Origin of the sequence: Pseudomonas sp. NBRC 111133 (assembly GCF_001320605.1) — a bacterium.
Classification (GTDB): domain Bacteria; phylum Pseudomonadota; class Gammaproteobacteria; order Pseudomonadales; family Pseudomonadaceae; genus Aquipseudomonas; species Aquipseudomonas monteilii.
This window is the reverse complement of the sequence record NZ_BCBJ01000076.1, coordinates 18,874-44,670: the sequence shown is the minus strand read 5'-3', so window position 1 is coordinate 44,670 and position 25,797 is coordinate 18,874. Positions and strand designations below refer to the sequence as shown.

The following is a 25,797-nucleotide window of genomic DNA, read 5'->3' as shown; positions in this document are numbered from 1 at the left end:
GCATTCATGAATATGTGTAGGGATTTTGTATCGCTTTCAGCGCAGCTCGGCTATTTGCTATCTTCGCGTGTCACCTAATCCAGAAGCCGCGTACCAAGCGGCCTGCATGCCCTACAAAGAGAACAACGAGCGATGACTTCCGTGCCCAGCAGTATCGAGCAGCCCTCGCGGCCGCTGACCCGCAGTGACTACAAGACCCTTTCACTGTCTGCCCTGGGCGGTGCGCTGGAGTTCTACGACTTCATCATCTTCGTGTTCTTCGCCACAGTGGTCGGCAAGCTGTTCTTCCCGGCCGACATGCCCGAGTGGCTGCGCCTGATGCAAACCTTCGGCATTTTCGCCGCCGGCTACCTGGCGCGGCCGCTGGGCGGCATCATCATGGCGCACTTTGGCGACCTGCTCGGGCGCAAAAAGATGTTCACCCTGAGCATCTTCATGATGGCCCTGCCGACCCTGATCATGGGCCTGCTGCCCACCTATGCACAAATAGGCATGTGGGCGCCGATCCTGCTGCTGCTGATGCGCGTGATCCAGGGCGCGGCGATCGGCGGTGAGGTGCCGGGTGCCTGGGTGTTCGTGTCCGAGCACGTGCCGGCGCGCAACACCGGCTACGCCTGCGGCACCCTGACTGCGGGCTTGACGGCGGGCATTCTGCTGGGGTCGCTGGTGGCGACCCTGATCAACAGCGTGTACAGCCCTGAAGAAGTGGCCGATTACGCCTGGCGGATTCCGTTCCTGCTCGGTGGTGTGTTCGGCCTGTTCTCGGTGTACCTGCGCCGCTGGCTGCACGAAACCCCGGTGTTCGCCGAGATGCAGCAGCGCAAAGCGCTGGCCGAAGAGCTGCCGTTGCGCGCCGTGCTGCGTGACCACCGTGGCCCGATCATCCTGTCGATGCTGCTGACCTGGATGCTGTCGGCCGGCATCGTGGTGGTCATCCTGATGACCCCGGCACTGCTGCAGAGCTTCTACCACATCAGCCCGACCGACTCGCTCAAGGCCAACAGCCTGGCGATCGTGCTGCTCAGCCTTGGCTGCATCGGCGCCGGCAGCCTGGCCGACCGCTTTGGTGCGGGCCGCGTGTTCGTGATTGGCAGCCTGTTGCTGCTGGCCAGTTCCTGGGCTTTCTACCACAGCCTGCCGACCCGGCCTGAGCTGTTGTTCCCGCTGTATGCGGTGACTGGTCTGTGCGTGGGCGTGATTGGCGCGGTGCCCTATGTGATGGTCAAGGCGTTCCCGGCGGCGGTGCGTTTCAGTGGGCTGTCGTTCTCGTACAACGTGGCCTACGCGATCTTTGGCGGGTTGACGCCGATGGTGGTGACTGCGCTGCTCAAGGTCAGCCCGATGGCGCCTGCTTATTATGTGGCAGGGCTGTGCGCCGTGGGCCTGGCCGTGGGCCTGTACCTGCTCGCCAACAAGCGCTGATCTGCTTCGAGGCCATACCTGCTTTCAGTGATGGCCTTTCATCCAATTGTCACAATGAAGTCATATCGTGTTCATGCGGCCTGCCGATACTTGGGCCCGTTCCATCCAACACCCCAATATTCCTGCTAGGAGCAAGGCATGAAACTGAAGCGTTTGATGGCGGCCCTCACCTTTGCCGCCGCTGGCGTTGCAACCGCCAACGCGGTAGCCGCTGTCGATCCTGCGATCCCGACCTACACCAAGACCACCGGTGTTTCGGGCAACCTCTCCAGCGTTGGTTCCGACACCCTGGCGAACCTGATGACGCTGTGGGCCGAGGCCTACAAGAAGGAATATCCGAACGTAAACATCCAGATCCAGGCGGCCGGCTCCTCCACCGCGCCACCCGCGCTGACCGAAGGCACCGCCAACCTCGGCCCGATGAGCCGCAAGATGAAGGACGTCGAGCTGCAGGCCTTCGAGCAGAAGTACGGCTACAAGCCGACCGCCATCCCGGTTGCCGTCGACGCCCTGGCTGTGTTCGTGCACAAGGACAACCCGATCAAAGGCCTGACCATGGCTCAGGTCGACGCCATCTTCTCTTCCACTCGCCTGTGCGGTGGCAAAGCCGAAATCAAGACCTGGGGCGACGTGGGTGTGACCGGCGACCTGGCCAACAAGCCAATCCAGCTGTTCGGCCGCAACTCGGTATCGGGCACCTACGGCTACTTCAAGGAAGAAGCCCTGTGCAAAGGCGACTTCAAGCCTAACGTCAACGAACAGCCTGGCTCGGCCTCGGTGGTGCAGTCGATCAGCTCTTCGCTGAACGGCATTGGCTACTCGGGTATCGGTTACAAGACCGCCAGCGTCAAGACCGTAGCCCTGGCCAAGAAAGAAGGCGGCGAGTTCGTTGAAGACAACGAAACCAACGCCCTGAACGGCACCTACCCGCTGTCGCGCTTCCTGTACGTGTACGTCAACAAGGCCCCGAACAAGCCTCTGGCCCCGCTGGAAGCCGAGTTCGTCAAGCTGGTGCTGTCGCAAGCTGGCCAGCAGGTCGTGGTGAAGGATGGCTACATCCCACTGCCGGCCAAAGTCGTCGACAAGACCCTGGCTGACCTGGGCCTGTCGCACGCGGGTAACGTTGCAAAGAAGTAACTAACTGAAGAAGAGGCCGGTGCTGATATCCGGCCTCTTCCACGAAATTCCAGTCCGAAGCCAGGCTCCCTGTGCGGCGGGCTTTCGCGCGTCACCACTTTGTAATGTTTTTGTCACACGGGACCGCTAGGGTGTGCGCATGAATGATCTGGCCAATTCCAACATGACCCAAAACTCCCAGCCCGTGCGCATTGATTTCAATACGCCCGAGTTGCAACGCAAGCGCCGCATGCGTGCGCTCAAGGACCGCCTGACCCGCTGGTATGTGCTGGTGGGCGGGCTTGCCGTTCTGGCGGCCATCACCCTCATCTTCTTCTACCTGGCCTATGTGGTGCTGCCACTGTTCCAGGGCGCCCATCTGAGCAGCAAGCAAGCCCTCGCGCCGGCCTGGCTGCAGCAGGATGCCGGCAAGCCGCTGATGATCGCGCTAGAAGAGCAGAACCTGGTGGGGATGCGTGTTTCGGACAAAGGCCAGGCATTGTTCTTCGATACCAAGACCGGTAACGAACTCAAGCGTGCCGACCTGCCCGTGCCGGCAGGCACCCAGGTTACGTCGATCAGTGCCGACCAGCCGGGTAGCCCGCTGGTGGTGCTGGGCTTGTCCAATGGCCAGGCGCTGGTGTTCCACCACACCTACAAGATCACCTACCCGGACAACAAGAAATCCATCACCCCAGGCATCGACTACCCGTACGGCGAGCAGCCGTTCGTGCTCGACGAACAGGGCCGTGCGCTGGAGCACGTCAGCGTCAACGTCAATGGCGATACCTTGCTGCTGGCCGGTTCCACCGGCGCGCATCTGCAGGTGCTGGAGCTGACCCGCACGGAAAACATGATGACCGAAGAGGTCACCACCGAGCAGAACCGCATCGAACTGCCGCAAATGACCGAAGCGGTAAAGAACATCTTCATCGACCCGCGCCAGCAGTGGTTGTACGTGATCAACGGCCGCGCCACTGCCGACGTGTTCAGCCTGCGCGACAAGAGCCTCAACGGCCGTTACAAGCTGTCTGAAAGCGGCGATACCGAAATCACCGCCACGGCCCAGCTGGTTGGCGGCATCTCGCTGATCATCGGTGACTCCAAAGGCGGCCTGGCCCAGTGGTTCATGGCACGCGACCCGGACGGCGAGTCACGCTTCAAGCAGATTCGTATCTTCCAGATGGGCAAAGCGCCTATCGTGCAGATCGACGCCGAAGAGCGCCGCAAAGGCTTCATCGCGCTGGACGCAGACGGCAAGCTGGGTGTGTTCCACAGCACCGCGCACCGTACCCTGCTGGTAGAGCCGGCTGCCGAAGGCCCGGGTATCCTGGCCCTGTCGCCACGCGCCAACCGCATCATCATCGAAGAAGGCGGCAAACTGCTGCCCTTGAGCCTGCGCAACCCGCACCCGGAAATTTCCTTCAGCGCGCTGTGGGGCAAGGTGTGGTACGAGAACTACGACGAGCCGAAATACGTCTGGCAGTCGACCGCCTCGAACACTGACTTCGAGCCCAAGCTGAGCCTGTCGCCGCTCACCTTCGGCACCTTGAAGGCCGCGTTCTACGCGATGATCCTGGCCGCCCCGCTGGCCATTGCCGCCGCCATCTACACCGCCTACTTCATGGCCCCGGGCATGCGCCGCAAGGTCAAGCCGGTGATCGAACTGATGGAAGCGATGCCCACGGTAATCCTCGGCTTCTTCGCCGGCCTGTTCCTGGCCCCTTACCTGGAAGGCCACCTGCCGGGCGTGTTCAGCCTGTTCCTGCTGATGCCGGTTGGCATCCTGCTGGCCGGCTTTGCCTGGACCCGCCTGCCAGAGTCGATCCGCCTGCGTGTGCCGGATGGCTGGGAAGCGGCGATCCTGATCCCGGTCATCCTGTTCACCGGCTGGTTTGCGCTGACCATGAGCCCGCATCTGGAAAGCTGGTTCTTCGGCGGCGACATGCGCCTGTGGATCACCAACGATCTGGGCATCACCTATGACCAGCGCAACGCCCTGGTCGTGGGTATCGCCATGGGCTTCGCGGTTATCCCGAACATCTACTCCATTGCCGAAGACGCCGTGTTCAGCGTGCCGCGCAGCCTGACCCTGGGCTCGCTGGCCCTGGGCGCGACGCCCTGGCAGACCCTGATCCGTGTGGTCATCCTCACCGCCAGCCCGGGCATCTTCTCGGCGCTGATGATCGGCATGGGCCGTGCGGTGGGCGAGACCATGATCGTGCTGATGGCCACCGGCAACACCCCGGTGATGGAGATGAACCTGTTCGAGGGCATGCGCACCCTGGCCGCCAACGTGGCCGTGGAAATGCCGGAATCGGAAGTCGGCGGCAGCCACTATCGCGTCCTGTTCCTGGCCGCTCTGGTGCTGCTGATGTTCACGTTCGTGATGAACACCTTGGCCGAGCTGATTCGCCAGCGTCTGCGCAAGAAATACTCGTCGCTTTGATAGAAAGGTAGCGATCCGTGAAAAAGGATTCCCTCAAAGGCTGGTTCAAGAGCGGCGCCCCCGGCGTCTGGATGAGCGGCGGCGCGGTGGCCATGGCGGTGATCATGACCGTCGGCCTGCTGGCGGTGATTGCCGTGCGCGGCCTGGGCCACTTCTGGCCGGCCGATCTTGTCCAGGCCACCTACAAGGTACCGGGCCAGGCTGACCACGTCGTCATCGGCGAAGTGGTGCAAAAGGAAGAAGTGCCACGCGCCCGACTGAAGGGTGCCGGCCTGCCGGTACCGGACCAGGGCCCGGAGTTCATGACCCGTGAACTGATCAAGATTGGTAACCGCGACCTCAACGGCAGCGACTTTACCTGGGTGGTCGGCGACTGGCTGGTTGACGAAAAACGCCCGGCCGACCTGATCGCCCTGGAACGCCGCGAGTGGGGCAACTTCTACGGCTACCTGGTTAGCGTCAAGGAAGAAGGCCGCGTGGTGGCCGAAGGCCCTGCCGCCTGGCACGAACTGCAGGCCCGCCTCAAGCGCGCCAACCAGCTCAACGGCGAGTTGCAGCAGCTGGAGAAAAAGGACATCGGCGCCATCAACCATGGCCTCGAGCGCCTGCGCCTGCAGGCCCGCAAGCTGGAGCTGGACGGCAAGCTGGACGCCGCTGCCCAGGCCGACATGGATGCCGACCGCGCCGAGCTGAACAGCCGCTACAAGGCCATCGAAGACCGCCTGACCGGCCTGCACCAGGCCTTCGCCCGCGACAGCCTGGTGGCCCGCGATGGCAACGGCCGTGAAGTGGAAATCAACCTGAGCAAGGTGGTGCATGCCATCCAGCCGAACGGCATGTCCGGCTTCACCAAGCTGGGTACCTACTTCGCCAAGGTCTGGGAGTTCCTCAGCGACGACCCGCGTGAAGCCAACACCGAAGGCGGTATCTTCCCGGCCATTTTCGGCACCGTGATGATGACCCTGATCATGGCCGTGATCGTCACCCCGTTCGGCGTGCTGGCGGCGGTCTACCTGCGTGAGTACGCCAGGCAGGGCCCCGTGACGCGCCTGATCCGCATTGCCGTGAACAACCTGGCCGGCGTACCGGCGATCGTCTACGGCGTGTTTGGCCTGGGCTTCTTCGTCTACGTGCTGGGTGGCTCGATCGACCGCCTGTTCTTCCCTGAAGCGCTGCCGGCACCGACCCTGGGTACCCCGGGCCTGCTGTGGGCATCGCTGACCCTGGCACTGCTGGCCGTGCCGGTGGTGATCGTGGCCACCGAAGAGGGCCTGGCGCGGATTCCGCGTACCGTGCGCGAAGGCTCGCTGGCCCTGGGCGCGACCAAGGCCGAAACGCTGTGGAAGATCGTCCTGCCCATGGCCAGCCCGGCCATGATGACCGGCATGATCCTTGCCGTGGCCCGCGCCGCTGGTGAAGTCGCGCCGCTGATGCTGGTGGGTGTGGTGAAACTGGCGCCGTCGCTGCCGGTGGACGGTAATTACCCGTACCTGCACCTGGACCAGAAGATCATGCACCTGGGCTTCCACATCTATGACGTCGGCTTCCAGAGCCCGAACGTCGAGGCCGCCCGGCCGTTGGTGTATGCCACTGCGCTGTTGCTGGTGCTGGTGATCGCGACCCTCAACCTCTCGGCCGTGTGGATCCGTAACCACCTGCGCGAGAAGTACAAGGCGCTGGACAGCTAATTAAGCTTTAAGTCACAAGCGGCAAGCTACAAGCAGATTGCCGCTTTGTCCTAACTTGCAGCTTGCAGCTTGCAGCTCGCAGCTACAAACGGAGTGAGACCATGCAGCAAGATTCCCATACCCACGGCATCGACATGTCTGCCCTGGGCCGCAACAAGCAGAGCCTGCGCCTGGCCGAAGAAACCGTGGCCATCGAAGTGCCGGGCCTGAGCCTGTTCTACGGCGACAAGCAGGCGTTGTTCGACGTCAGCATGAACATCCCCAAGCAACGCGTGACCGCCTTCATCGGCCCGTCCGGCTGCGGCAAGTCGACCCTGCTGCGCACCTTCAACCGCATGAACGACTTGGTAGACGGCTGCCGCGTGGAAGGCGCCATCAACCTGTACGGCAACAACATCTACCGCAAGGGCGAAGACGTGGCCGAGCTGCGCCGCCGTGTGGGCATGGTGTTCCAGAAGCCCAACCCGTTCCCCAAGACCATCTACGAGAACGTCGTCTACGGCCTGCGTATCCAGGGCATCAACAAGAAGCGTGTGCTCGACGAAGCCGTCGAGTGGGCGCTGAAGGGCGCAGCCCTGTGGGACGAGGTCAAGGACCGCCTGCATGAGTCGGCCCTGGGCCTGTCCGGTGGCCAGCAACAGCGTCTGGTCATCGCCCGCACCATCGCCGTGGAGCCGGAAGTGCTGCTGCTCGACGAACCGTGCTCGGCGCTGGACCCGATTTCGACCCTGAAGGTCGAAGAGCTGATCTACGAATTGAAATCCAAGTACACCATCGTCATCGTGACCCACAACATGCAGCAGGCGGCCCGTGTTTCGGACTACACCGCGTTCATGTACATGGGCAAACTGGTTGAATTCGGGGATACCGACACCCTGTTCACCAACCCGGCGAAGAAGCAGACCGAAGACTACATCACCGGTCGCTACGGCTAGCAGCCACGCGGCCCCTGTGGGAGCGGGCGTGCCCGCGAAGCAGGCGCCGCGGTGTGTGGCACCGGCTTCGCCGGTGTTCGCGGGCACGCCCGCTCCCACAGGGAATGACACGAACTACTTGAAGCTTGCAGCTTCTTCGCGGAGCGAACGATGATCAACAAAGAAAGCCTTACCCATCACATTTCCCAGCAGTTCAACGCCGAGCTCGAAGAGGTGCGCAGCCACCTGCTGGCCATGGGCGGGCTGGTGGAAAAGCAGGTCAACGACGCGGTCACCGCGCTGATCGAAGCCGACTCGGGCCTGGCCCAGCAAGTGCGCGAGGTTGACGAGCAGATCAACCAGATGGAGCGCAACATCGACGAGGAGTGCCTGCGTATCCTCGCCCGCCGCCAGCCGGCCGCCTCCGACCTGCGCCTGATCATCAGCATCTCCAAGTCGGTGATCGACCTGGAGCGCATTGGTGACGAGTCGACCAAGATCGCCCGTCGCGCCATCCAGCTGTGCGAAGAAGGTGAATCGCCGCGTGGCTACGTTGAGGTTCGTCACATCGGTGACCAGGTGCGCAACATGGTCCGTGATGCGCTGGACGCCTTTGCCCGCTTCGACGCCGACCTGGCGTTGTCGGTGGCCCAGTACGACAAAACCATCGACCGTGAATACAAGACTGCGCTGCGCGAGCTGGTGACCTACATGATGGAAGACCCGCGCTCTATTTCGCGGGTGCTGAGCGTGATCTGGGTCCTGCGCTCGCTGGAGCGTATTGGCGACCATGCGCGCAACATCTCCGAGCTGGTGATCTACCTGGTGCGCGGCACCGACGTACGTCACATGGGCCTCAAGCGCATGACAGCAGAAGTGCAGGGTACCGCTGTCGCTGATGGCGAAAAGGCTAATGTTTCGGGCGAATCTGACGATAAGTAAGGTTGCTCCCGAGCATCGACGCCCGGCCTTGGCCGGGCGTTTTCGTTTGCGGTCGAGCGCCTGCAGGCACCCGCGAACGATGTGAAGAAGTCCCGGCGTGACCAGGTTGTAGCAAATGGCCATTATTTGGCAGTAGGCTAGTCGGGGTTCAGAAGGAGTATCGATGAGTAAAGTGAATGTGCTGGTCGTGGATGACGCGCCGTTTATCCGTGACCTGGTCCGCAAATGCCTGCGCAGTGCCTTCCCGGGCATGGCCATCGACGACGCGGTAAACGGTCGCAAGGCCATGGCCATGCTGGACAAGGAAGCGTTCGACCTGGTCCTGTGCGACTGGGAAATGCCGGAAATGTCTGGCCTGGAACTGCTTACCTGGTGCCGCCAGCAGCCTGCGCTGAAAAACCTGCAGTTCATCATGGTGACCAGCCGTGGCGACAAGGAAAACGTCATTCAGGCGATCCAGGCGGGTGTTTCCGATTTTGTCGGCAAGCCGTTCACCAACGAGCAACTGCTGACCAAGGTAAAAAAGGCTCTGACCAAGATCGGCAAGCTCGACAGCCTGATGGCCAGCGGCCCGGCGCGGGTGAATTCGGCGTTTGCCAATGACTCGCTGAGTGCCCTGACAGGGGGCAAACCAGAAGCCGCCAAGGTGGCGGCCCCCGCACCGGCCCCGGCGGCCACCAAGCCATTGGCAGCAGCCCCCACGCCACCCGCCCCTGCACCGACCGGGCGTGGCCAGGGCCAGTTGCGACTGGCCAGCGGCATGCAGCCCTGTGTGATCAAGGCACTGAGCTTGAAGGAGGCCTTGCTGGTGGTACGCCGCAGCGAAGCGCTGCCGCAGGTGCTGGAAGGTGCGGTGCTGGACCTGGAGCAGGGTGAGAGCGCCGAAGTCGCGCGTTTGAACGGCTACCTGCATGCTGTCGCGGCATTGGAGCCCAAGCCCGACAGCGACTGGCTGCAGTTGACCTTCAAGTTCGTCGATCAGGATGCCCAGAAGCTCGATTACCTGTCGCGCTTGATTGCCCGCGGCACAGCGCAGAAGCATTTCACCCCTGGTGCTTGACGCCTAAGCAGGGGCAGCACAGTGCTGCTCCTGCGCCATCCGACCAACTGCAATACCTGCCGCAAAACCCGCTGCTAGGCTTCGAGACATCAAAACTGTCAAAAAGCCACTATCATGCCCACGCGCCTGCTGCTGTTCTGTGCATTGCTCATGGTCTCGGCGTCGAGCCTGGGTGTGACCCTCTACAAGATCACTGACGATTCCGGTGTGGTCTCCTATTCCGACCGGCCAGGCCCGGGCGCCAAGCCCTTGGTGCTGCGCGAGCCCATGGTCGAGACGCTGGAGGGCCAGGTGCTGTTGAACGCCAGGACCTTCGACGGTGGCGTGAGCTTTTCGGCGCGCAACGAGCTGCATGTACCCGTGGAGGTCGAGTTGCGACTGGACAATCTGGTGAACGCGCAAGGTGGCGATGCTCCGCGCATCGTGCGCCGCTTGCTGCCGCCGCAGACCACGCAAATGCTCAGTGTGCTCCGGGGGCGTCCCGGGCTGCTGCTGAACTACCGCTCGACCCTGCTGCAGGCCATGGGTGACCCGGGCATGCGGCCACAGGGCTTCCGTTACGCATTCCCCTGGATTGGCGGGCCGTTCCGTGTCACTCAAGGGCCCAACGGGCGTGTCAGCCACTTTGGGCCAAAGGGGCGCTATGCCATGGACATCGCCATGCCTGAAGGCACCACCATCATTGCGGCGCGCGAAGGCGTGGTGGTGAAGACGGAAAACACCCAGAGCGGGCGGGGGACCAACCCTTCAGGGAATTTCGTCAGGATCCTGCACCCGGACGGCACCATGGGCGTGTACTTGCACCTGATGCGCGGTTCGGTGGTGGTGGCGGAGGGGCAGCGGGTACGGCAGGGGCAGATGCTGGCCAAGTCAGGGAATACTGGCAACAGCACCGGGCCGCACCTGCATTTCGTGGTGCAGCGCAATGTGGGGCTGGCGCTGGAGTCGATACCTTACCGGTTCGACAGGCCGATCAGCGGGTTACCGGACTTCACTGCCGGCAACCCCTGACCGATATAGCCATCAGTCCAGCTTCAGCACCTTGGCCAGCACGATCTTGGGCCCTTTCATCTTCTTGATGATGATGCGCAGCCCCTCGACCTCAAGCACTTCCTCTTCTTCAGGCACGCGCTTGAGCGTTTCGTAGACCAGCCCGGCTAGGGTCTCTGCCTCGATGTGGTCGAGGTCGACCCCCAGCAGGCGCTCGACCTTGAACAGCGGCGTGTCGCCGCGCACCAGCAGTTTGCCTGGCTGGTAAGCGAGGATGCCGCGCTCGGTCTTGCGGTGCTCGTCCTGGATATCGCCTACCAGCACTTCCAGCACGTCTTCCATGGTCAGGTAGCCGATAACCTTGCCGTCGGCTTCCTCCACCAACACGAAGTGCGCGCCGCCCTTGCGGAACTGCTCCAGCAACTGGGCCAGCGGCATGTGCCGCGATACGCGCTCCAGGGGGCGGGCAAGGTCTTCCAGGTCGATGGTTTCGGGCAAGTGCTCCAGCTCGGCCAGCTCCAGCAGCAGGTCCTTGATGTGCAGCAGGCCGGTGAACTCTTCGCGCTCGACGTCGTACACCGGATAGCGGCTGAACTTGTGGCGGCGTACCAGGGCCAGGATCTGCTTCAACGGCGCATGGGCGTCGATGCTGACCATGTCCTCACGCGAGTTGGCCCAGTCGACCACCTCCAGTTCGCCCATTTCCACGGCCGACGCCAATACGCGCATACCCTGGTCGCTTGGGTCCTGACCACGGCTGGAGTGCAAAATCAGCTTCAGCTCTTCACGGCTGTAGTGGTGCTCGTGGTGCGGGCCAGGCTCGCCTTGACCGGCAATACGCAAAATGGTGTTGGCGCTGGCATTGAGCAGGTAGATGGCCGGGTACATCGCCCAGTAGAACAGGTACAGCGGCACGGCGGTCCACAGCGACAGCAGCTCCGGCTTGCGGATAGCCCAGGACTTGGGCGCCAGCTCGCCGACCACGATGTGCAGGTACGAGATGACGAAGAAGGCGACGAAGAACGAGACGCCTTTGATCAGCTCGGGCGAGTCGACCCCGAAGTACGCCAGCAGCGGCTCAAGCAGGTGGGCAAACGCCGGTTCACCGACCCAGCCCAGGCCCAGCGAGGCGAGGGTAATGCCTAACTGGCAGGCCGACAGGTAGGCGTCGAGCTGATTGTGAACCTTGCGCAGGATACTGCCGCGCCAGCCATGCTGCTCGGCGATGGCCTCGACGCGGGTGGCGCGCAGCTTGACCATGGCGAACTCGGCGGCAACGAAGAAGCCGTTGAGCAGCACCAGCAGGAAGGCAAAGATGATCATGCCGAAATCGGCGAATAACGAGGTGAGGCTGATACCAGGGGAAGGGTCCATGATGGAGTTTTTACGGGGTCCGTCTTAGAGATAGAGAGAAAAAAAGTGCCAGCTTTTGCTGGCACAGGGGATCCAATGTAGCGGCTGGAGCCGTAAAAGCAAAGGGTGGCTGATGTATTGCGGTCGCTGTAGGAGCGGGCGCGCCCGCGAAGGGCTGCACCGCAGCCCCAATCTCAAACCTTGCCGTTGGCCAATTGTGCCGGTGCAAAGTGACAGGTAAAGGTGCTGCCATGCCCCGGCAAACTGCTGATTTCCAGCTTGCCGCGATGGCGCATCAGCACATGCTTCACAATCGCCAGCCCCAGCCCGGTGCCGCCGGTATTCGACGCGCGGCTGGAGTCCACCCGATAGAAGCGTTCGGTCAGGCGGGGCAAGTGCTTCGCGTCAATGCCCACCCCCGAGTCTTGCACCGACAAATGCGCACCTTGGGCATCGACCCACCAGCGGATGCGGATGTTGCCTTCGTCCTGGGTGTACTTGACGGCGTTGAACACCAGGTTGGAAAAGGCGCTGCGCAGCTCCGACTCGCTGCCCTTCAGCTTCACGCCGGGCGCAGCTTCCAGGCTGATGCGCTGGTTGCGTGGCCCGGACAGGGCCTGGGCATCATTCTTGATGGCGGCGAGCAGGGCATCGACGGCCACTGGCTGGTTGTCCGACGGGTAATCGGTGGCTTCCAGCTTGGCCAGCAGCAGCAGGTCGTTGAGCAGCGATTGCATGCGTGAGCCTTGCTGGCTCATCTGCTGCAGGGCGCGGCTCCAGCGCGGGTTCACGTCCTCGACGTTGTCCAGCAAGGTTTCCAGGTAGCCGGTGATAACCGTCAGCGGCGTGCGCAGCTCGTGCGACACGTTGGCGACGAAGTCCTTGCGCATCTGTTCCAGCTGGTGAATGCGGGTGACATCGCGTACCAGCATCAGGTGTTCGTTGTTGCCGTAGCGGGTGATGTGCAGTTGCACGCGCATGCGGTCGTTGATGGGCGAGGGGATTTCCAGCGGTTCGAGGTAATTCTCCGCTTCGAAGTATTCCTTGAAGCGCGGGTGACGCACCAGGTTGGTGACCTGCTGGCCGCCGTCCTGTGGGGTTTTGAAGCCCAGCAGGGTCTCGGCGGCGCGGTTCCACCACTCCAGGTTACCGTCGCTGTCGAGCATGATCACGGCGTCACGTAGCGCGGCGGTGGACTCCTGCACCCGGTCGATCACGGCCTGCAGGCGGCCACGCACACGCTGGTCGCGGCGTTGCAGGTGGTAGATGCTGTCGAACACCTCGCCCCAAAGGCCGTAGCCATCGGGCGGTGCCTCATCGGGTTGGTGGTTGCGCAGCCAGTCGTGCAGGCGCAGCAGTTGCTTGAGGGTCCAGCCCAGGTAGAGTGCCAGGCCAATGGCCAGGCTCCAGCCATAGTAGCCGCTGACCAGCCCGCCGATCAGGCAGACGGTAATCAGCAACAGCAGATGACGAATCAGGGTCGCGTGCCAGTTCTGGTTCAATTGACGGTCCTTGTACAACAACGTGCAGCGTGGCGCTTTTGAACCCGATCAGCTCTTGGTCGAGAAGCGGTAGCCAGTGCCCCGGACGGTTTGTACCAGATTTTCATAGGCTTCACCCAGCGCCTTGCGCAGGCGACGGATGTGCACGTCGACCGTGCGTTCCTCGACATAGACGTTGCCGCCCCATACCTGGTCCAGCAGTTGGCCACGGGTGTAGGCACGCTCCTGGTGGGTCATGAAGAACTGCAGCAGGCGGTATTCGGTCGGGCCCATCTCGGCCGGCTTGCCGTCGATGGTGACGCGGTGGCTGATCGGGTCAAGCAGCAGGCCGCCAACTTCGATCGGCGCCTCGCCGTCGCTCGGGCCGGTACGGCGCAACACGGCTTTCAGGCGGGCCACCAGCTCACGCGGCGAGAACGGCTTGGTGATGTAATCGTCGGCACCCACTTCCAGGCCCTGGATCTTGTTGTCCTCTTCACCCTTGGCGGTAAGCATGATGATCGGGATGTCGCCGGTCAGCTCGTCGCGCTTGAGGCGGCGGGCCAACTCGATGCCGGAGGTGCCCGGCAGCATCCAGTCGAGCAGGATCAGGTCCGGTTTGCGGTCGACGATGATCGCGTGGGCCTGTTGGGAGTTTTCCGCTTCCAGGCAGTCATAGCCGGCCATTTCCAGGGCAACGGCGATCATCTCGCGAATGGGCGCTTCGTCGTCGACGATCAGAATGTTCCTGCCAACCATGCTCAAAACCTCTCCTGGATTCGGTGTCTTGGCCCGCATTAGATAACGGAATTATTGCAGCTGTGTGACAGGGTGTTGGCCGTTATGGCGACATTCCGTGACTGGACTAGGCTTCAAAGGGCCGCTGTGGCGGTTACCCGAACTTACCTCCCCCCGAAACAATGGTGAATCCAATGACACGACAAACGCTGAGCTGGATGGCCCTTTTCGCTGCGCTGGCGCTCCCGGGGGTGGCGTCGGCCCACCATGCCATGGAGAAGGACGGCATGTGGGTCGATCATGCCGGCATGACCCTGTACACCTTTGACAAGGATGCGGGTGGTAAGTCGATGTGCAATGGTGAGTGCGCCACCAACTGGCCGCCGTTGATGGTCAAGAAAGAAGACGAAGCGCCCAAGGACAAATGGACCCATGTAACCCGTGACGACGGTTCGATGCAGTGGGCCTACGACGGCAAGCCGCTGTATACCTTCATCAAGGACAAGAAAGCTGGTGACATGACCGGTGATGGCGTGAAGGACGTCTGGCACGTCGCCAAGCCTTGAGATTGCCGGGGCCGCTGCGCGGCCCATCGCAGGCAAGCCAGCTCCCACAGGTACAGCGCTGCCCTTGAGGCTTGCACATGACCTGTGGGAGCTGGCTTGCCTGCGATTGGGCCATCAGCTTTAACGCAACGTGTAATCCAGCACTACGCCAATGAACACCAGCAACCCCGCCCAGTGGTTGTGCAGAAACGCCTTGAAGCACGACTCCCGGTCCAGCTTGCGCGTCGACCAGTACTCCCACGCAAAGCACGCAGCAGCCCCCAGCAGCCCCAGGTGGAACCAGCCCCCCAGGTCGAAGCGGCTACCCGCCAGCAACAGGCAGCCCAGCGACAGCAGCTGCAAGGTCAGGATGATGGTGCGATCGGCGTCGCCAAACAGGATCGCAGTCGACTTCACGCCAATTTTCAGGTCGTCATCGCGGTCCACCATGGCGTAGTAGGTGTCATAACCCACCGTCCACAGCAGGTTGGCGATATACAGCAGCCACGCGCTGGCCGGCAGTTCGCCCCCCGCTGCCGTGAACGCCATGGGGATGCCCCAGGAGTACGCCGCCCCCAGCACCACCTGCGGGTAATAGGTGTAGCGCTTCATGAACGGGTAGCAGAACGCCAGCGCCACCGCGCCGAACGACAGCCATACCGTGCGGCTGTTGGTGCACAGCACCAGCAGGAAGCTGACCCCGACCAGGATGGCGAACAGCGCCAGCGCTTCGCGTGGCCTTACTCGGCCACTGGCCAGAGGCCGGTCGGCAGTGCGCTTGACGTGGCCATCCACCTTACGGTCGGCGAAATCGTTGATGCAGCAGCCCGCAGCGCGCATCAGCACCACGCCGAGGCCGAAGATCAGCACATTGGCCACGGTAGGTGAACCGTTGCCGGCAATCCACACCGCCGACAGGGTTGGCCACAGCAGCAGGTAGATACCGATCGGCCGGTCCATGCGGCTGAGCTGGACGAAGTCCCAGGCTCGCGGGTGCAGGCGGTTCAGCGACTTGAGCAGTTGCAGGTACATCAGCGGTTTTCCTCCTTGGCCGCTTGCCACAATGCTGGCAGGAACACTTCTGCCACCAGCAGGTCCAGTCCGCCCCGTTCGAAGCGCGAGCGGCGGCCCCACAGTGCTGCGCGGGTGGCTTCGGTCGGCAGCCAGGCCTGTGGATAACTGCACACTTCAATCGGGTGGCGGATGAACGCCTGGTCGCAGAACAGCAATTCGCCCAGCGAGCGGCTGCCCAGGGTTTCCAGGTCCAGCCCGCCGCGCTCCAGGGCGCTGCGGCTGGCGACGCTGCGGGCGAACACCCAAGGTTGGCCATGGCCACGCAGGTACACCTCGCGCACCCAGCCTTCGGCACCAGCGGCAATGCCCAGCGCCTGGCATTCGTCATCGCGCAGTGGCTGCCAGCCCTCGAACAGCGGGGTGACGGAGAAGTGATCGTCGGAGAGGCGGGTCAGGCGGCGAGTCAGTGAGCCCTCGTCGAACAGCCAGTCAAGGGTGAGCTGGTCGATGCCGGTCGCCAGCTGTGAATACGGCAGCCACGCGACAGCGGCTGCTTGCGGGGATTCGTACGACACGTCGGTCTGCTTGTTACAACCAGAGAGGCGGCGAGCTTAGCATGATTGCCCTGACTGCTTGCATAATGCATGGAAGCAGGGCCAAAGACCGGCCCGATAAAGCCTGAGTTCCACCAAGGAAAAGACCTGATGAAAAAGTGGCAATGTATTGTCTGTGGCCTGATCTACGACGAAGCCGAAGGCTGGCCCGACGACGGCATCGCCCCCGGCACCCGTTGGGAAGATGTGCCTGAAGACTGGCTGTGCCCTGACTGCGGGGTTGGTAAAAGCGACTTTGAAATGATCTCCATCGGCTAATCGAGGAAAGCACGACATGACGTCCCCTGTGGTAATCATCGGTACCGGCCTTGCGGGTTACAACCTGGCGCGTGAATTTCGCAAGCTCGATACGCAGACGCCGTTGCTGCTGATCACCGCCGACGATGGTCGTTCCTACTCCAAGCCCATGCTCTCCATGGGCTTTGCCAAGCAGAAAGAGGCCGACGGCCTGGTCATGGCCGAGCCAGGCGCAATGGCCGAACAGCTGAATGCCGAGATCCGCACCCATACCCGTATCAGCGGCATCGACCCAGGCCACAAGCGCCTGTGGATCGGCGAAGAGGCCGTGGAGTACCGCGATCTGGTGCTGGCCTGGGGCGCGCAGACCGTGCAGGTGCCGATCGAAGGCGACGGCAGCCATCTGGTGTTCCCGATCAACGACCTCGAAGACTACGCGCGCTTCCGTGCTGCCGCTGTCGGCAAGCAGCGCGTGCTGATTCTCGGTGCCGGCCTGATCGGCTGCGAGTTTGCCAACGACATGAGCCTGGGTGGCTTCCAGGTGGAGGTCGTGGCGCCATGTGAGCAAGTGATGCCAACCCTGTTGCACCCGGCCGCAGCGGCGGCCGTGCAAACCGGGCTGGAAGGCTTGGGCGTGCGCTTCCACCTGGGCCCGGTGCTGACCCGCTTGCAGCAGGTGGCCCAAGGCCTGGAGGCGCACCTGTCGGATGGCAGCGTGATCGCCTGCGACCTGGTGGTTTCGGCCATCGGCCTTCGCCCGCGCACCGACCTGGCTGCCGCAGCCGGCTTGCAGACCAACCGTGGCGTCAGCGTAGACCGCGAATTACGTACATCCCACGCCAACATCTTCGCCCTCGGCGACTGTGCCGAGGTCGATGGCATCAACCTGCTCTACGTGATGCCACTGATGAGCTGTGCCCGGGCGCTGGCGCAAACCCTGGCCGGCAAGCCGACGGCGGTCGCCTATGGGCCGATGCCGATCACGGTAAAAACCCCGGCCTGCCCGCTGGTGGTTTCGCCGCCGCCCATGGGCCACGAAGGTACTTGGCAGGTGGACGGTCAGGGCAGTGACCTCAAGGTGCTCTGCCACGGCGCAGACGGCAACTTGCTGGGCTACGCCCTGACCGGGAAAGCCGTGATGGAGAAGCTGGCGCTGAATCGTCAGTTGCCAGCCATAATGGCGTAAATAGAGGCTGTTCTGTCGGATTTATCCTGTTGTTGCCCGCACAATGGCCGCCCAGATACTGGCGCGGCCCCGGAGCTCGTGCCATTCTCACTTCCGTCTGCCGCAGATTAGAGCCTGCGGTGCCTTGAGCGCTGCTCCCAAAGGCAGCACGGCATAACAACAAGAATTCCGTCAAAGAGGCTTCACTATGCGCAAACCAGAACTCGCCGCCGTCATCGCCGATAAGGCCGATCTGACCAAGGAAAAGGCCAATCAGGTTTTGAACGCGATTCTCGACAGCATCACCGGCGCCCTGGACAAGGACACCGTGACCCTGGTCGGTTTCGGCACCTTCGAAAAACGTCATCGCGGCGCGCGTACCGGCAAGAACCCGCAAACCGGCGAGCCGGTCAAGATCAAAGCCAGCAACACCGTGGCCTTCAAGCCAGGCAAGAACCTGCGCGACAGCGTCAACGCCCCCGTCAAGCCAGCCAAGAAAGGCAAGTGATCGCTCCCTGACAACCCCCGTGTCAGCCAAACGGGCGCCTCAGGGCGCCCGTTGTGCTTTCTGCAGGCAAAATGTTTCGAACTTGCATAATTAGTTCAGGAAAGGGATAAACTGCGCGCCTTAGTCACTTTTCATTCGAGGCGCGTTGATGAAGTTTCGCTTTCTTCTCTGGGCCATGGGGCTGTTGATGGCCAGGGCCAGCCGCAATAACCCGGCGTTCCAGCAGCAGCTCAAGGGCAAGGACCTGGTGTTCCAGATGCAGACCCTGGACGGCAAGGTCGCCCGCCACTTCATCGTCAATAACGAGCGCATCAGCAGTAAGGGCGGGGCGCACGCACAGCCATCTTTCGCCATTGCGTTCAAGGACGCAGCCTTTGGCTTCGCCACGATGCAAGCGGGCAACAAGCAATTGGCGTTCATGCAGGGGATTCAGGACAAGCACATCCAGATCAAGGGCAATCCGGCGCTGGTGATGTGGTTCCAGGGGTTGATGAAGTACCTGAAGCCGAAGAAGAAAGGCTGAGCCTCAACTGGGCTGCCAATACTTACCTGTGGGAGCGGGCTTGTCGAGGCGTCGAACCGCCGCGAACACCGGCGAAGCCGGTGCCATGCACCGCAGCGCTTGTTTCGCGGGCAAGCCCGCTCCCACAGGGTTCCTGACAAGCCTCAGTGCGGTGCGTGAAACTGCGAAGCCAGTTCGCGCAACATGTTCTCGGCCTCGAGTACCTTGTTCACCACATCCTCCGCCTTGTCCCGGGTAATCCCCAGGCGCTCCAGCAACGCGTCCGGGATCTCCTCCATCGGCCCCGAACCAATGCCTCGCGAGCGCAGCAAACGGGTGGCCAGGCACACCAGGTTGGGGAATGCCGAGTACTCGCCGTCGTAGGCCGGGTCGTGCTGGAAACGCAGCGCGGTCGACAGCTCTTCCGGCATGTCCCACAGCTTCATCAGCCAGGCGCCGATTTGTTCGCGGCTGATGCCCAGCAGGTGCTGCTCCACGTAGGTGTGGCTCAGGTGCGGGTTTACCTCCAGGTGGCGGCAAATCAGCGAAAAGTGCGGTGGGAACACGTGTGCCAGCAGCAGGTAGCCGAAGTTGTGCAGCAGCCCGGCCAGGTAGGTAAGCCCGGCCTCGGGGCGTTCTGCCCTCGGCATGGCACGGGTCAGGCCTTCGATGATTGCAGCGGTGTAGATCGACTGCTGCCAGTACGGTGTGGCCTGCTGCGGGTGGTCTTTAGGCAGGCTCAGGGTCTTGCCCAGCGCCAGGCCCAGGGCCAGGTTGATCACCAGGTCGAAGCCCAGCACGCGCACGATGGCATCTTCCACCGAGCGGATCTTGCCGGGTGAGGCGTAGTACGGCGATGCCGCCCAGCTCACCACTTGGGCCGCCAGCGCCGGGTCGGTTTCGACCACGCCGGTGATGTCATCGATGCTGGCGTTGGGGTCTACCCGCAGCTTGATGATCTTTTGCGCGGTATCGGCCAGCGGTGGGATCTCGATGGTTTCTTCCAGGCGCTTCTGGATGCGTCGGGCCGTGAAGGCCTGCACGGCATTGGTGATTTCCCGGGTGTCGTCATCGGGGCGGTCGAGGTTTGGGCTGATGGCCTCGACTTCCTGGCCGAAGCTGCTGGCGCTGGCTTTGGCCAGCATGCGCTTGAAGTGCGCGCGTTCGATTTCCAGCAGCAGGCCGGTTTCGCCCGACTGGATATAGACGGTTTCGGCGTCGAGCAGGCTCTTCTCGTACTGGCACGGTGAGCTGGTCAGCGCCGGAATGCCTGGCAGGGCCTTGAGCTGGTGTTTGTCGAGCATCTGCTTCAGGCGCGGCACCGACACGGCGGTGAGCTTGCGCCCGGTCAGTTCGGCCAGGCGGTTGAGGTCCAGCAGTTGGCTCTGCGGGAACAGCACCATGAGGGCGCCGACCTCGTCGTCGAGAAGCACTGCCTGCACCCGCGAAGCCGCAGGAAGGTGCGGGTGCTCGGTCACCTCGCGGTAGGCGACGCCGAGCTTGTCGAGCAGCCGCCTGATGACAGAGGGTGCGTGTGGGGTTGCGGTGTCCAGGGCAACTTCAGTCATGGTCCGTATCCACTGTTTCTTTTAAACGCGAAGTATAACCAGCCTGCGAGCAAATCTGGATCCATTCTGGTACTGGCGTCACACTTGGCCATATTGCTGGCCATGACGCAGCCAACGGTCGAGCAGCGGGCTGACGTGTTCCGGCCAGCGCGCGATCAGGGCCTGGGCGGCGTCGCGCACCGCTGGCAACAGGTCGGCGTCACGCATCAGGTCGGCGACCTTGAACTGTAGCAGGCCGGTCTGGCGGGTCCCCAGCATCTCGCCCGGGCCGCGCAGCTCTAGGTCCTTTTCGGCGATGATGAAGCCGTCGTTGGTCTCGCGCATGATCCCCAGGCGCTCGCGGCCGATCTGCGACAGTGGCGGGTGGTACAGCAGCACGCAATGGCTCACGGCACTGCCCCGGCCAACCCGGCCGCGCAGCTGGTGCAACTGGGCCAAGCCAAGGCGCTCGGGGTTCTCGATGATCATCAGGCTGGCGTTGGGCACGTCCACGCCTACCTCGATGACCGTGGTCGCAACCAGCAGCTGCAAATCACCGGCCTTGAACTGCGCCATGATCTCGGCTTTCTCCGCAGGCTTCATGCGACCGTGGATCAGGCCCACACGCAGTTCACCCAAGGCGCTGCCAAGTTCTTCATAGGTGCTCTCGGCTGCTTGGCAGGTCAGCTCTTCAGACTCTTCGATGAGGGTGCAAACCCAGTAAGCCTGACGGCCCTCGGCGCAGGCGGCGCGTACCCGTTCGACCACTTCGAAGCGGCGGCTATCGGCTACCAGCACGGTGTTCACCGGGGTACGCCCAGGCGGCAGCTCGTCGAGCACCGAGGTGTCCAGGTCGGCGTAGGCGCTCATGGCCAGGGTGCGCGGAATAGGCGTTGCGGTCATGATCAGCTGGTGCGGGCACAGCTCGCCGGCCACGCCCTTCTTGCGCAAGGCCAGGCGTTGCTGAACGCCAAATCGGTGCTGTTCGTCGATGATCGCCAGGGCCAGGTGCTTGAACTTCACCTCTTCCTGGAACAGCGCGTGGGTGCCGACCACCATCGGTGCGCCGTTGGCGATCTGCTCCAGGGAAGCTGCCCGAGCCTTGCCCTTGAGCTTGCCGGCCAGCCAGGCCACTTCGATGCCCAGTGGTTCGAGCCAGCGCTTGAAGGTGATGTAGTGCTGTTCGGCAAGGATCTCGGTGGGTGCCATCAAGGCCACCTGATAGCCGGCTTCCAACGCCTGCAACGCGGCCAGTGCGGCGACCACGGTCTTGCCTGCCCCCACATCGCCCTGCACCAGGCGCATCATCGGTTCGTGCTGGCTGAGGTCGTAGGCAATTTCGTTGGCCACCCGCTGCTGCGCGCCGGTCGGGTGGAAGCCCAGGTTGGCCAGGTACTGCGCTTGCAGGCGTTTGGCCTTGGGCAGGACCGGTGCGCGCAGGCTACGCAGGCTTTCACGCAGGCGTTGCTGCGACAGCTGGTGGGTCAGCAGTTCTTCGAAGGCCAGGCGGTGCTGGGCCCAGTGCTGGCCTTCGGCGAGCTCGTCGAGGTCGGCATCGGCCGGCGGGTTGTGCAGGTAGCGGATGGCATCGTCCAGCGGCGCCAGTTGGTAGTCCCGGGCCAGCTCGTCAGGCAGCCAGTCAGGCAGGCTGCGCGGGCCAAGCAGGCCCAGGCTCTGCTGGCACAACAGGCGCAGGCGTTGTTGGGTGAGGCCTTCGGTGGACGGGTAGATCGGTGTCAGGGTCTGCTCGACCGGTGGCGGCGGCTCGTCACCATTCAGCGCCCGGTATTCCGGGTGGTAGATTTCCAGGCCCGAGGCGCCGGGGCGGGCCTCGCCGTAGCAGCGCAGGTGGGTGCCACGTTTAAGGCCTTCTTTCTGCGCGTTGCTGAAATGGTAGAAGCGCAGGCTCAGCACACCTGTGCCGTCACCCAGGCGTACCACCAGGCTGCGGCGCTTGCCCATGGTCACATCGGCACCGCTGACCACACCCTCGATCACGGCATCCTGGCCGGGGCGCAACTGGCCAATCGGCACCACGCGGGTGCGGTCCTGATAGCGCAGGGGCAGGTGGAACAGCACATCCTGCAGGTTCTCCAGGCCGACCTTGGCGAGTTTTTCCGCCATGGCCTCGCCAACACCCTTGAGTACCGTGACCGGGACCTTCGACAGCTCACTCATGACTCAGGCCGGTTGTTCCGCAGGGGCTTTGGCGACCGAGCACAGGCGGATCGAATCAGCGAGGATTTCGATGGCCTTTGGCCGCGGGAAGCTGGCACGCCAGGCAATGGCGACGGTGCGGAACGGCGCCGGCGCTGTCAGCGGGCGGACCTCGATGATGCCAGGGGCGTAGTGGTGGCTGTGCACCGCCGACAGCGGCAGGATCGAAACGCCAAGGCCTGATGCCACCATATGGCGGATGGTTTCCAGCGAGCTGGACTCGACCGTAGTGTGCTTGGAGCCTTCACCACCTTTGTTCAGGGTCGGGCAGGCTTCCAGTACCTGGTCGCGGAAGCAGTGGCCCTCACCCAGCAGCAACAGGCTCTTGTCGTTGAGCATGGCGGTGTCGATGGTCTTTTTCGCCGTCCACGGGTGGTCGGCCGGCATCAGGGCGCAGAACGGCTCATCGTACAGCGGCAGGGTCAGCACGTCGGCTTCGTTGAATGGCAGGGCGATGATCACCGCGTCCAGTTCGCCATTGCGCAGCTTTTCGCGCAGTACGTGGGTGAAGTTTTCTTCGATGTACAGCGGCATCTGCGGCGCTACGCGGTGCAGTTGCGGAATCAGGTGCGGGAACAGGTAGGGGCCGACGGTATAGATGGCGCCAACCTTGAGCGGGGCAGTGAGCTGGTTCTTGCCGGCCTGGGCCAGTTCGCGAATGCCTTGGGCCTGCTCCAGTACCTTCTGCGCCTGGGCGACGATGCTTTCACCGACCGGGGTCAGGCGCACCGCGCTCTTGCTGCGTTCGAAGATCAGAACGCCAAGCTCATCCTCGAGCTTCTTCACACCGACCGACAGGGTCGGCTGGCTCACGTGGCAGCGTTCGGCGGCATGGCCGAAGTGCTGTTCCTGGGCGAGTGTGACGATGTAGCGTAATTCTGTGAGGGTCATAACGTGCGTCCATGAAGTTGCGGGCCCAGCATAGCGGCTGCAATCGATAGACGCACGTTATCAGACTTGCCGATTTGTGACAGAAACAAAAGTCTCAGCGGCGGTCCAGCGAGTAGACGAACGGTGCCACGACTTCAATCGTGCCATTGTTCAGCAACTCGGGTGGCGGCTTGGGTACCGTGCCGGCCCGACGGATCATTTCCAGGGTCGCCCGGTCCAGTGCGGCACTGCCCGAACCACCGGCCATGGCGTACGACACCACCTTGCCTTCGGCGTCGACCACGAAGCGCAAGCGGTTGATACCCTGCAGGCCGCGACGGCGCGCGTCTTCCGGGTAACGCTTGTACTTGGCCAGGTGACGCAGCAGGTCGCTCTGCCAGGTCGGCAGGGCGTTGCTGTTGGACGCAATGCTCGGCGCCGGTGCCGCGGACTTCTGCGGCGGCGTGTTGCTGGGCGGTGCGTCTACCGTTTGTTCGGTCGGCGGCGCTTCCTTCGGCGGCTCAGGCTTTTTCTCGGGCTTGGGCGGCTGTGGCTTGGCCTTCGGCTTGGGCGGCTTGGGAATGGCGATCTTGGGCTTGGGCGCCTCGGCCAGCTTCGGCAGCGGCGGTTCCTCGACCGGTGCCGGTGGCTGCGGTGCCGCTTTCGGGGGCGGTGGTGGCGCAGGCTCCGGCAATGGCGCCAGCTCGACCATCATGGCTGCCGGTGGCAGTTCGATGGCCTGGGGCACCGACCAGTTGAGCGTCAGCAGCACGGCGACCACGTGCACGCCCAGCACGATCGCCAGGCTGCCACCGTAGCGCGCCATGTTAGAGCGCGTTTTTGTCATTTCTTGGCTGCCGTCTCTAGACCTACCAGACCGACCTTGAGGTAGCCGGCCGCGCGCATGTTGTTCATCACTTCCATCAGGTCACCGTAATCCACGCCTTTGTCAGCCTGGAAGAAGATGGTGGTTTCCTTGTCACCCTTGGTCTTGGCGTCGAGCATCGGGCCAAGCTGGTCGGGTGCAGCAACCTGATCGTCGCCGACGTACAGCTTCTGGTCGGCCTTGACGCTGACGAACACCGGTTTCTCGGGCCTCGGCGCCGGTTTGGCGGTCGAGGCCGGCAGGTCGACCTTGATGTCGACCGTGGCCAAGGGGGCTGCGACCATGAAGATGATCAACAGCACCAGCATCACGTCGATGAACGGCGTAACGTTGATTTCGTGGTTTTCGGCGAGGTCGTCGCCACCTTCGTTGAGATGCAGGCCCATGGCTTACCCCACTTTCACCATGTGCGGGGCGGCGCGATCGCTGCCCTGGCGGTCCAAGTCACGGCTAACCAGCAGCAGTACCTGAGCGGAGGCGTCGGACACCTGGGCCTTGTAGCCAGCGATGGAGCGGGCGAAGACGTTGTAGATGACCACGGCCGGGATTGCTGCGACCAGGCCCAGGGCGGTGGCCAGCAAGGCTTCGGCGATACCTGGGGCAACCACGGCCAGGTTGGTGGTCTGGGTCTTGGCGATGCCGATGAAGCTGTTCATGATGCCCCATACGGTACCGAACAGGCCGACGAACGGCGCGGTGGAGCCGATGGTGGCCAGTACGCCGGTGCCGCTGCTCATGGTACGGCCGCTGGCATGCACGAGGCGCTCCAGGCGGAAGCTGACACGCTCCTTGATGCCTTCTTTTTCGCGGGCGTTGGCCGACAGGCGCATTTCTTCGAGGGCGTCGTGAACCAACGTGTGGGCCAGGGTGCCTTCTTTGTTGGAGACTTCGCTGGCTTCTTTCAGGGTGGTGGACTTCTTCAGCTGGGCGATCTCACCACGCAGGCGACGTTTGGCGCCCATCAGCTCGAAGCCTTTGGCGATCCAGATGGTCCAGGTGATGATGGAGGCGATAGCCAGGCCGATCATGACGATCTTCACCACGATGTCGGCGTTTTTGTACATGCCCCACGGGGACAGGTCGTGGGCCATGCCCAGGGACGTGTCTTCAACCAGTGCATCGGTAGCGGGATCAACCACTACCTGCGAATCTGCCGGGGCGGCAGCTTGTGCTTCGCCAGCGGGAGCCTGGCCTTCCACAGCCGGTGTCGCTGGAGTAGCCGGGGCGGAAGCAGCGGCTGGTGTAGCGGCATTGGCGGTTGGCTCATCGGCCATGGCCACCGGGGCCAGCACCAGGCTGAGTGTCAGCGCGGCGATGGCGCGCCAGGCGCGCGACGGGGTTGGCGAAGCGGAAGGTTGAGTGCGTGTCATGCTGGCCGGACCTGATGAAGAAAAAGTGGACGTTCTCCAAGGCCTCGAGATAGGCCGAGAACAAATTGGCCGCCATTATTGCAAGTAATTCTTGTTAACAAAAGTAATCTTGTGGCTTTTTTCGCCTATGGTCTAGCCGCCCATCGTGTAGCGTGGCCGGGGTGATCAA

General features: G+C 62.9%; 24 protein-coding genes. 13 read left to right on the top strand and 11 right to left on the bottom strand.

Features of this window, described 5'->3' with window-relative positions; genetic code table 11:
- Positions 1-132 precede the first annotated feature (132 nt).
- From APH36_RS17960 to APH36_RS17925, 8 genes are all read left to right on the top strand, one after another.
- Complete coding sequence (locus APH36_RS17960; RefSeq protein ID WP_060499692.1) at positions 133-1,422, top strand: MFS transporter; 1,290 nt, start codon at positions 133-135, stop codon at positions 1,420-1,422.
- Positions 1,423-1,560: 138 nt separating this feature from the next.
- Entirely contained in the window at positions 1,561-2,559 is a 999-nt protein-coding gene (locus tag APH36_RS17955; protein WP_060499691.1) for a phosphate ABC transporter substrate-binding protein PstS, read from the top strand.
- Positions 2,560-2,698: 139 nt separating this feature from the next.
- The gene (locus APH36_RS17950; RefSeq protein WP_060499690.1) at positions 2,699-4,987 is read left to right on the top strand and encodes an ABC transporter permease subunit; all 2,289 of its coding nucleotides are present in this window, start codon (positions 2,699-2,701) and stop codon (positions 4,985-4,987) included.
- 71 nt (positions 4,988-5,058) lie between these two features.
- Positions 5,059-6,675, top strand: a complete 1,617-nt coding sequence (gene pstA, locus APH36_RS17945; RefSeq protein ID WP_156866896.1) for a phosphate ABC transporter permease PstA — start codon at positions 5,059-5,061, stop codon at positions 6,673-6,675.
- 101 nt (positions 6,676-6,776) lie between these two features.
- Complete coding sequence (gene pstB / locus APH36_RS17940; RefSeq protein WP_012274853.1) at positions 6,777-7,610, top strand: phosphate ABC transporter ATP-binding protein PstB; 834 nt, start codon at positions 6,777-6,779, stop codon at positions 7,608-7,610.
- 150 nt (positions 7,611-7,760) lie between these two features.
- Positions 7,761-8,531 (top strand): phosphate signaling complex protein PhoU, encoded by a 771-nt coding sequence (gene phoU, locus APH36_RS17935; protein WP_016712726.1) that lies wholly within the window; start codon positions 7,761-7,763, stop codon positions 8,529-8,531.
- 163 nt (positions 8,532-8,694) lie between these two features.
- Positions 8,695-9,591, top strand: coding sequence for a response regulator (locus APH36_RS17930; protein WP_060499689.1), 897 nt, complete (start codon positions 8,695-8,697; stop codon positions 9,589-9,591).
- A 114-nt stretch (positions 9,592-9,705) separates the two neighbouring features.
- Positions 9,706-10,602 carry a peptidoglycan DD-metalloendopeptidase family protein gene (locus tag APH36_RS17925; RefSeq protein WP_060499688.1) on the top strand — a complete coding sequence of 299 codons (897 nt, stop codon included), beginning with the start codon at positions 9,706-9,708 and terminating at the stop codon, positions 10,600-10,602.
- A 12-nt stretch (positions 10,603-10,614) separates the two neighbouring features.
- Here APH36_RS17925 and APH36_RS17920 read toward each other — a convergent pair whose 3' ends face one another.
- From APH36_RS17920 to phoB, 3 genes are all read right to left on the bottom strand, one after another.
- Positions 10,615-11,955 (bottom strand): hemolysin family protein, encoded by a 1,341-nt coding sequence (locus APH36_RS17920; protein ID WP_060499687.1) that lies wholly within the window; start codon positions 11,953-11,955, stop codon positions 10,615-10,617.
- Positions 11,956-12,128: 173 nt separating this feature from the next.
- Complete coding sequence (gene phoR, locus APH36_RS17915) at positions 12,129-13,436, bottom strand: phosphate regulon sensor histidine kinase PhoR (RefSeq protein ID WP_060499686.1); 1,308 nt, start codon at positions 13,434-13,436, stop codon at positions 12,129-12,131.
- A 48-nt stretch (positions 13,437-13,484) separates the two neighbouring features.
- Complete coding sequence (gene phoB / locus APH36_RS17910; protein ID WP_060499685.1) at positions 13,485-14,174, bottom strand: phosphate regulon transcriptional regulator PhoB; 690 nt, start codon at positions 14,172-14,174, stop codon at positions 13,485-13,487.
- A gap of 173 nt (positions 14,175-14,347) precedes the next feature.
- Between phoB and APH36_RS17905 the strand changes: the two genes are divergently transcribed.
- Positions 14,348-14,719 carry a hypothetical protein gene (locus tag APH36_RS17905; RefSeq protein WP_060499684.1) on the top strand — a complete coding sequence of 124 codons (372 nt, stop codon included), beginning with the start codon at positions 14,348-14,350 and terminating at the stop codon, positions 14,717-14,719.
- A gap of 120 nt (positions 14,720-14,839) precedes the next feature.
- Here APH36_RS17905 and ubiA read toward each other — a convergent pair whose 3' ends face one another.
- Both ubiA and APH36_RS17895 read right to left on the bottom strand, forming a co-directional pair.
- Positions 14,840-15,730, bottom strand: a complete 891-nt coding sequence (ubiA, locus tag APH36_RS17900) for a 4-hydroxybenzoate octaprenyltransferase (protein WP_060499683.1) — start codon at positions 15,728-15,730, stop codon at positions 14,840-14,842.
- A complete protein-coding gene (locus APH36_RS17895; RefSeq protein ID WP_060499682.1) occupies positions 15,730-16,287 on the bottom strand; it encodes a chorismate lyase in 558 nt (185 codons plus the stop codon). The genes ubiA and APH36_RS17895 overlap by 1 nt, the downstream gene beginning before the upstream one ends.
- 129 nt (positions 16,288-16,416) lie before the next feature.
- On the opposite strand from APH36_RS17895, the gene APH36_RS17890 reads away from it, so the two are divergent.
- The 4 genes from APH36_RS17890 (at position 16,417) to APH36_RS17875 (ending at position 18,759) form a co-directional block, all read left to right on the top strand.
- Positions 16,417-16,584, top strand: coding sequence for a rubredoxin (locus APH36_RS17890; protein WP_003253349.1), 168 nt, complete (start codon positions 16,417-16,419; stop codon positions 16,582-16,584).
- A 16-nt stretch (positions 16,585-16,600) separates the two neighbouring features.
- Positions 16,601-17,749: an NAD(P)/FAD-dependent oxidoreductase gene (locus APH36_RS17885; RefSeq protein WP_060499681.1), complete on the top strand. Its 1,149-nt coding sequence runs from the start codon at positions 16,601-16,603 to the stop codon at positions 17,747-17,749.
- Positions 17,750-17,936: 187 nt separating this feature from the next.
- A complete protein-coding gene (locus tag APH36_RS17880; RefSeq protein ID WP_016712717.1) occupies positions 17,937-18,236 on the top strand; it encodes an HU family DNA-binding protein in 300 nt (99 codons plus the stop codon).
- 148 nt (positions 18,237-18,384) lie between these two features.
- Positions 18,385-18,759, top strand: a complete 375-nt coding sequence (locus APH36_RS17875; RefSeq protein ID WP_060499680.1) for an SCP2 sterol-binding domain-containing protein — start codon at positions 18,385-18,387, stop codon at positions 18,757-18,759.
- Positions 18,760-18,902: 143 nt separating this feature from the next.
- Here APH36_RS17875 and APH36_RS17870 read toward each other — a convergent pair whose 3' ends face one another.
- The 6 genes from APH36_RS17870 to exbB all read right to left on the bottom strand — a co-directional run bounded on the left by APH36_RS17870 (position 18,903) and on the right by exbB (position 25,628).
- The gene (locus APH36_RS17870) at positions 18,903-20,306 is read right to left on the bottom strand and encodes an aminoacyl-tRNA deacylase and HDOD domain-containing protein (RefSeq protein ID WP_060499679.1); all 1,404 of its coding nucleotides are present in this window, start codon (positions 20,304-20,306) and stop codon (positions 18,903-18,905) included.
- A 78-nt stretch (positions 20,307-20,384) separates the two neighbouring features.
- On the bottom strand, positions 20,385-22,463 hold the full coding sequence (gene recG, locus APH36_RS17865) for an ATP-dependent DNA helicase RecG (RefSeq protein ID WP_060499678.1): 2,079 nt from the start codon (positions 22,461-22,463) through the stop codon (positions 20,385-20,387).
- 3 nt (positions 22,464-22,466) lie between these two features.
- The gene (locus APH36_RS17860) at positions 22,467-23,393 is read right to left on the bottom strand and encodes a hydrogen peroxide-inducible genes activator (protein WP_016712714.1); all 927 of its coding nucleotides are present in this window, start codon (positions 23,391-23,393) and stop codon (positions 22,467-22,469) included.
- A gap of 94 nt (positions 23,394-23,487) precedes the next feature.
- On the bottom strand, positions 23,488-24,219 hold the full coding sequence (locus tag APH36_RS17855) for an energy transducer TonB (RefSeq protein WP_060499677.1): 732 nt from the start codon (positions 24,217-24,219) through the stop codon (positions 23,488-23,490).
- Entirely contained in the window at positions 24,216-24,644 is a 429-nt protein-coding gene (exbD, locus tag APH36_RS17850; RefSeq protein ID WP_003253367.1) for a TonB system transport protein ExbD, read from the bottom strand. Before exbD ends, APH36_RS17855 begins: the two co-directional genes overlap by 4 nt.
- Before the next feature lie 3 nt (positions 24,645-24,647).
- Positions 24,648-25,628 (bottom strand): tonB-system energizer ExbB, encoded by a 981-nt coding sequence (gene exbB / locus APH36_RS17845; protein ID WP_060499676.1) that lies wholly within the window; start codon positions 25,626-25,628, stop codon positions 24,648-24,650.
- Between the last annotated feature and the right edge of the window lie 169 nt (positions 25,629-25,797).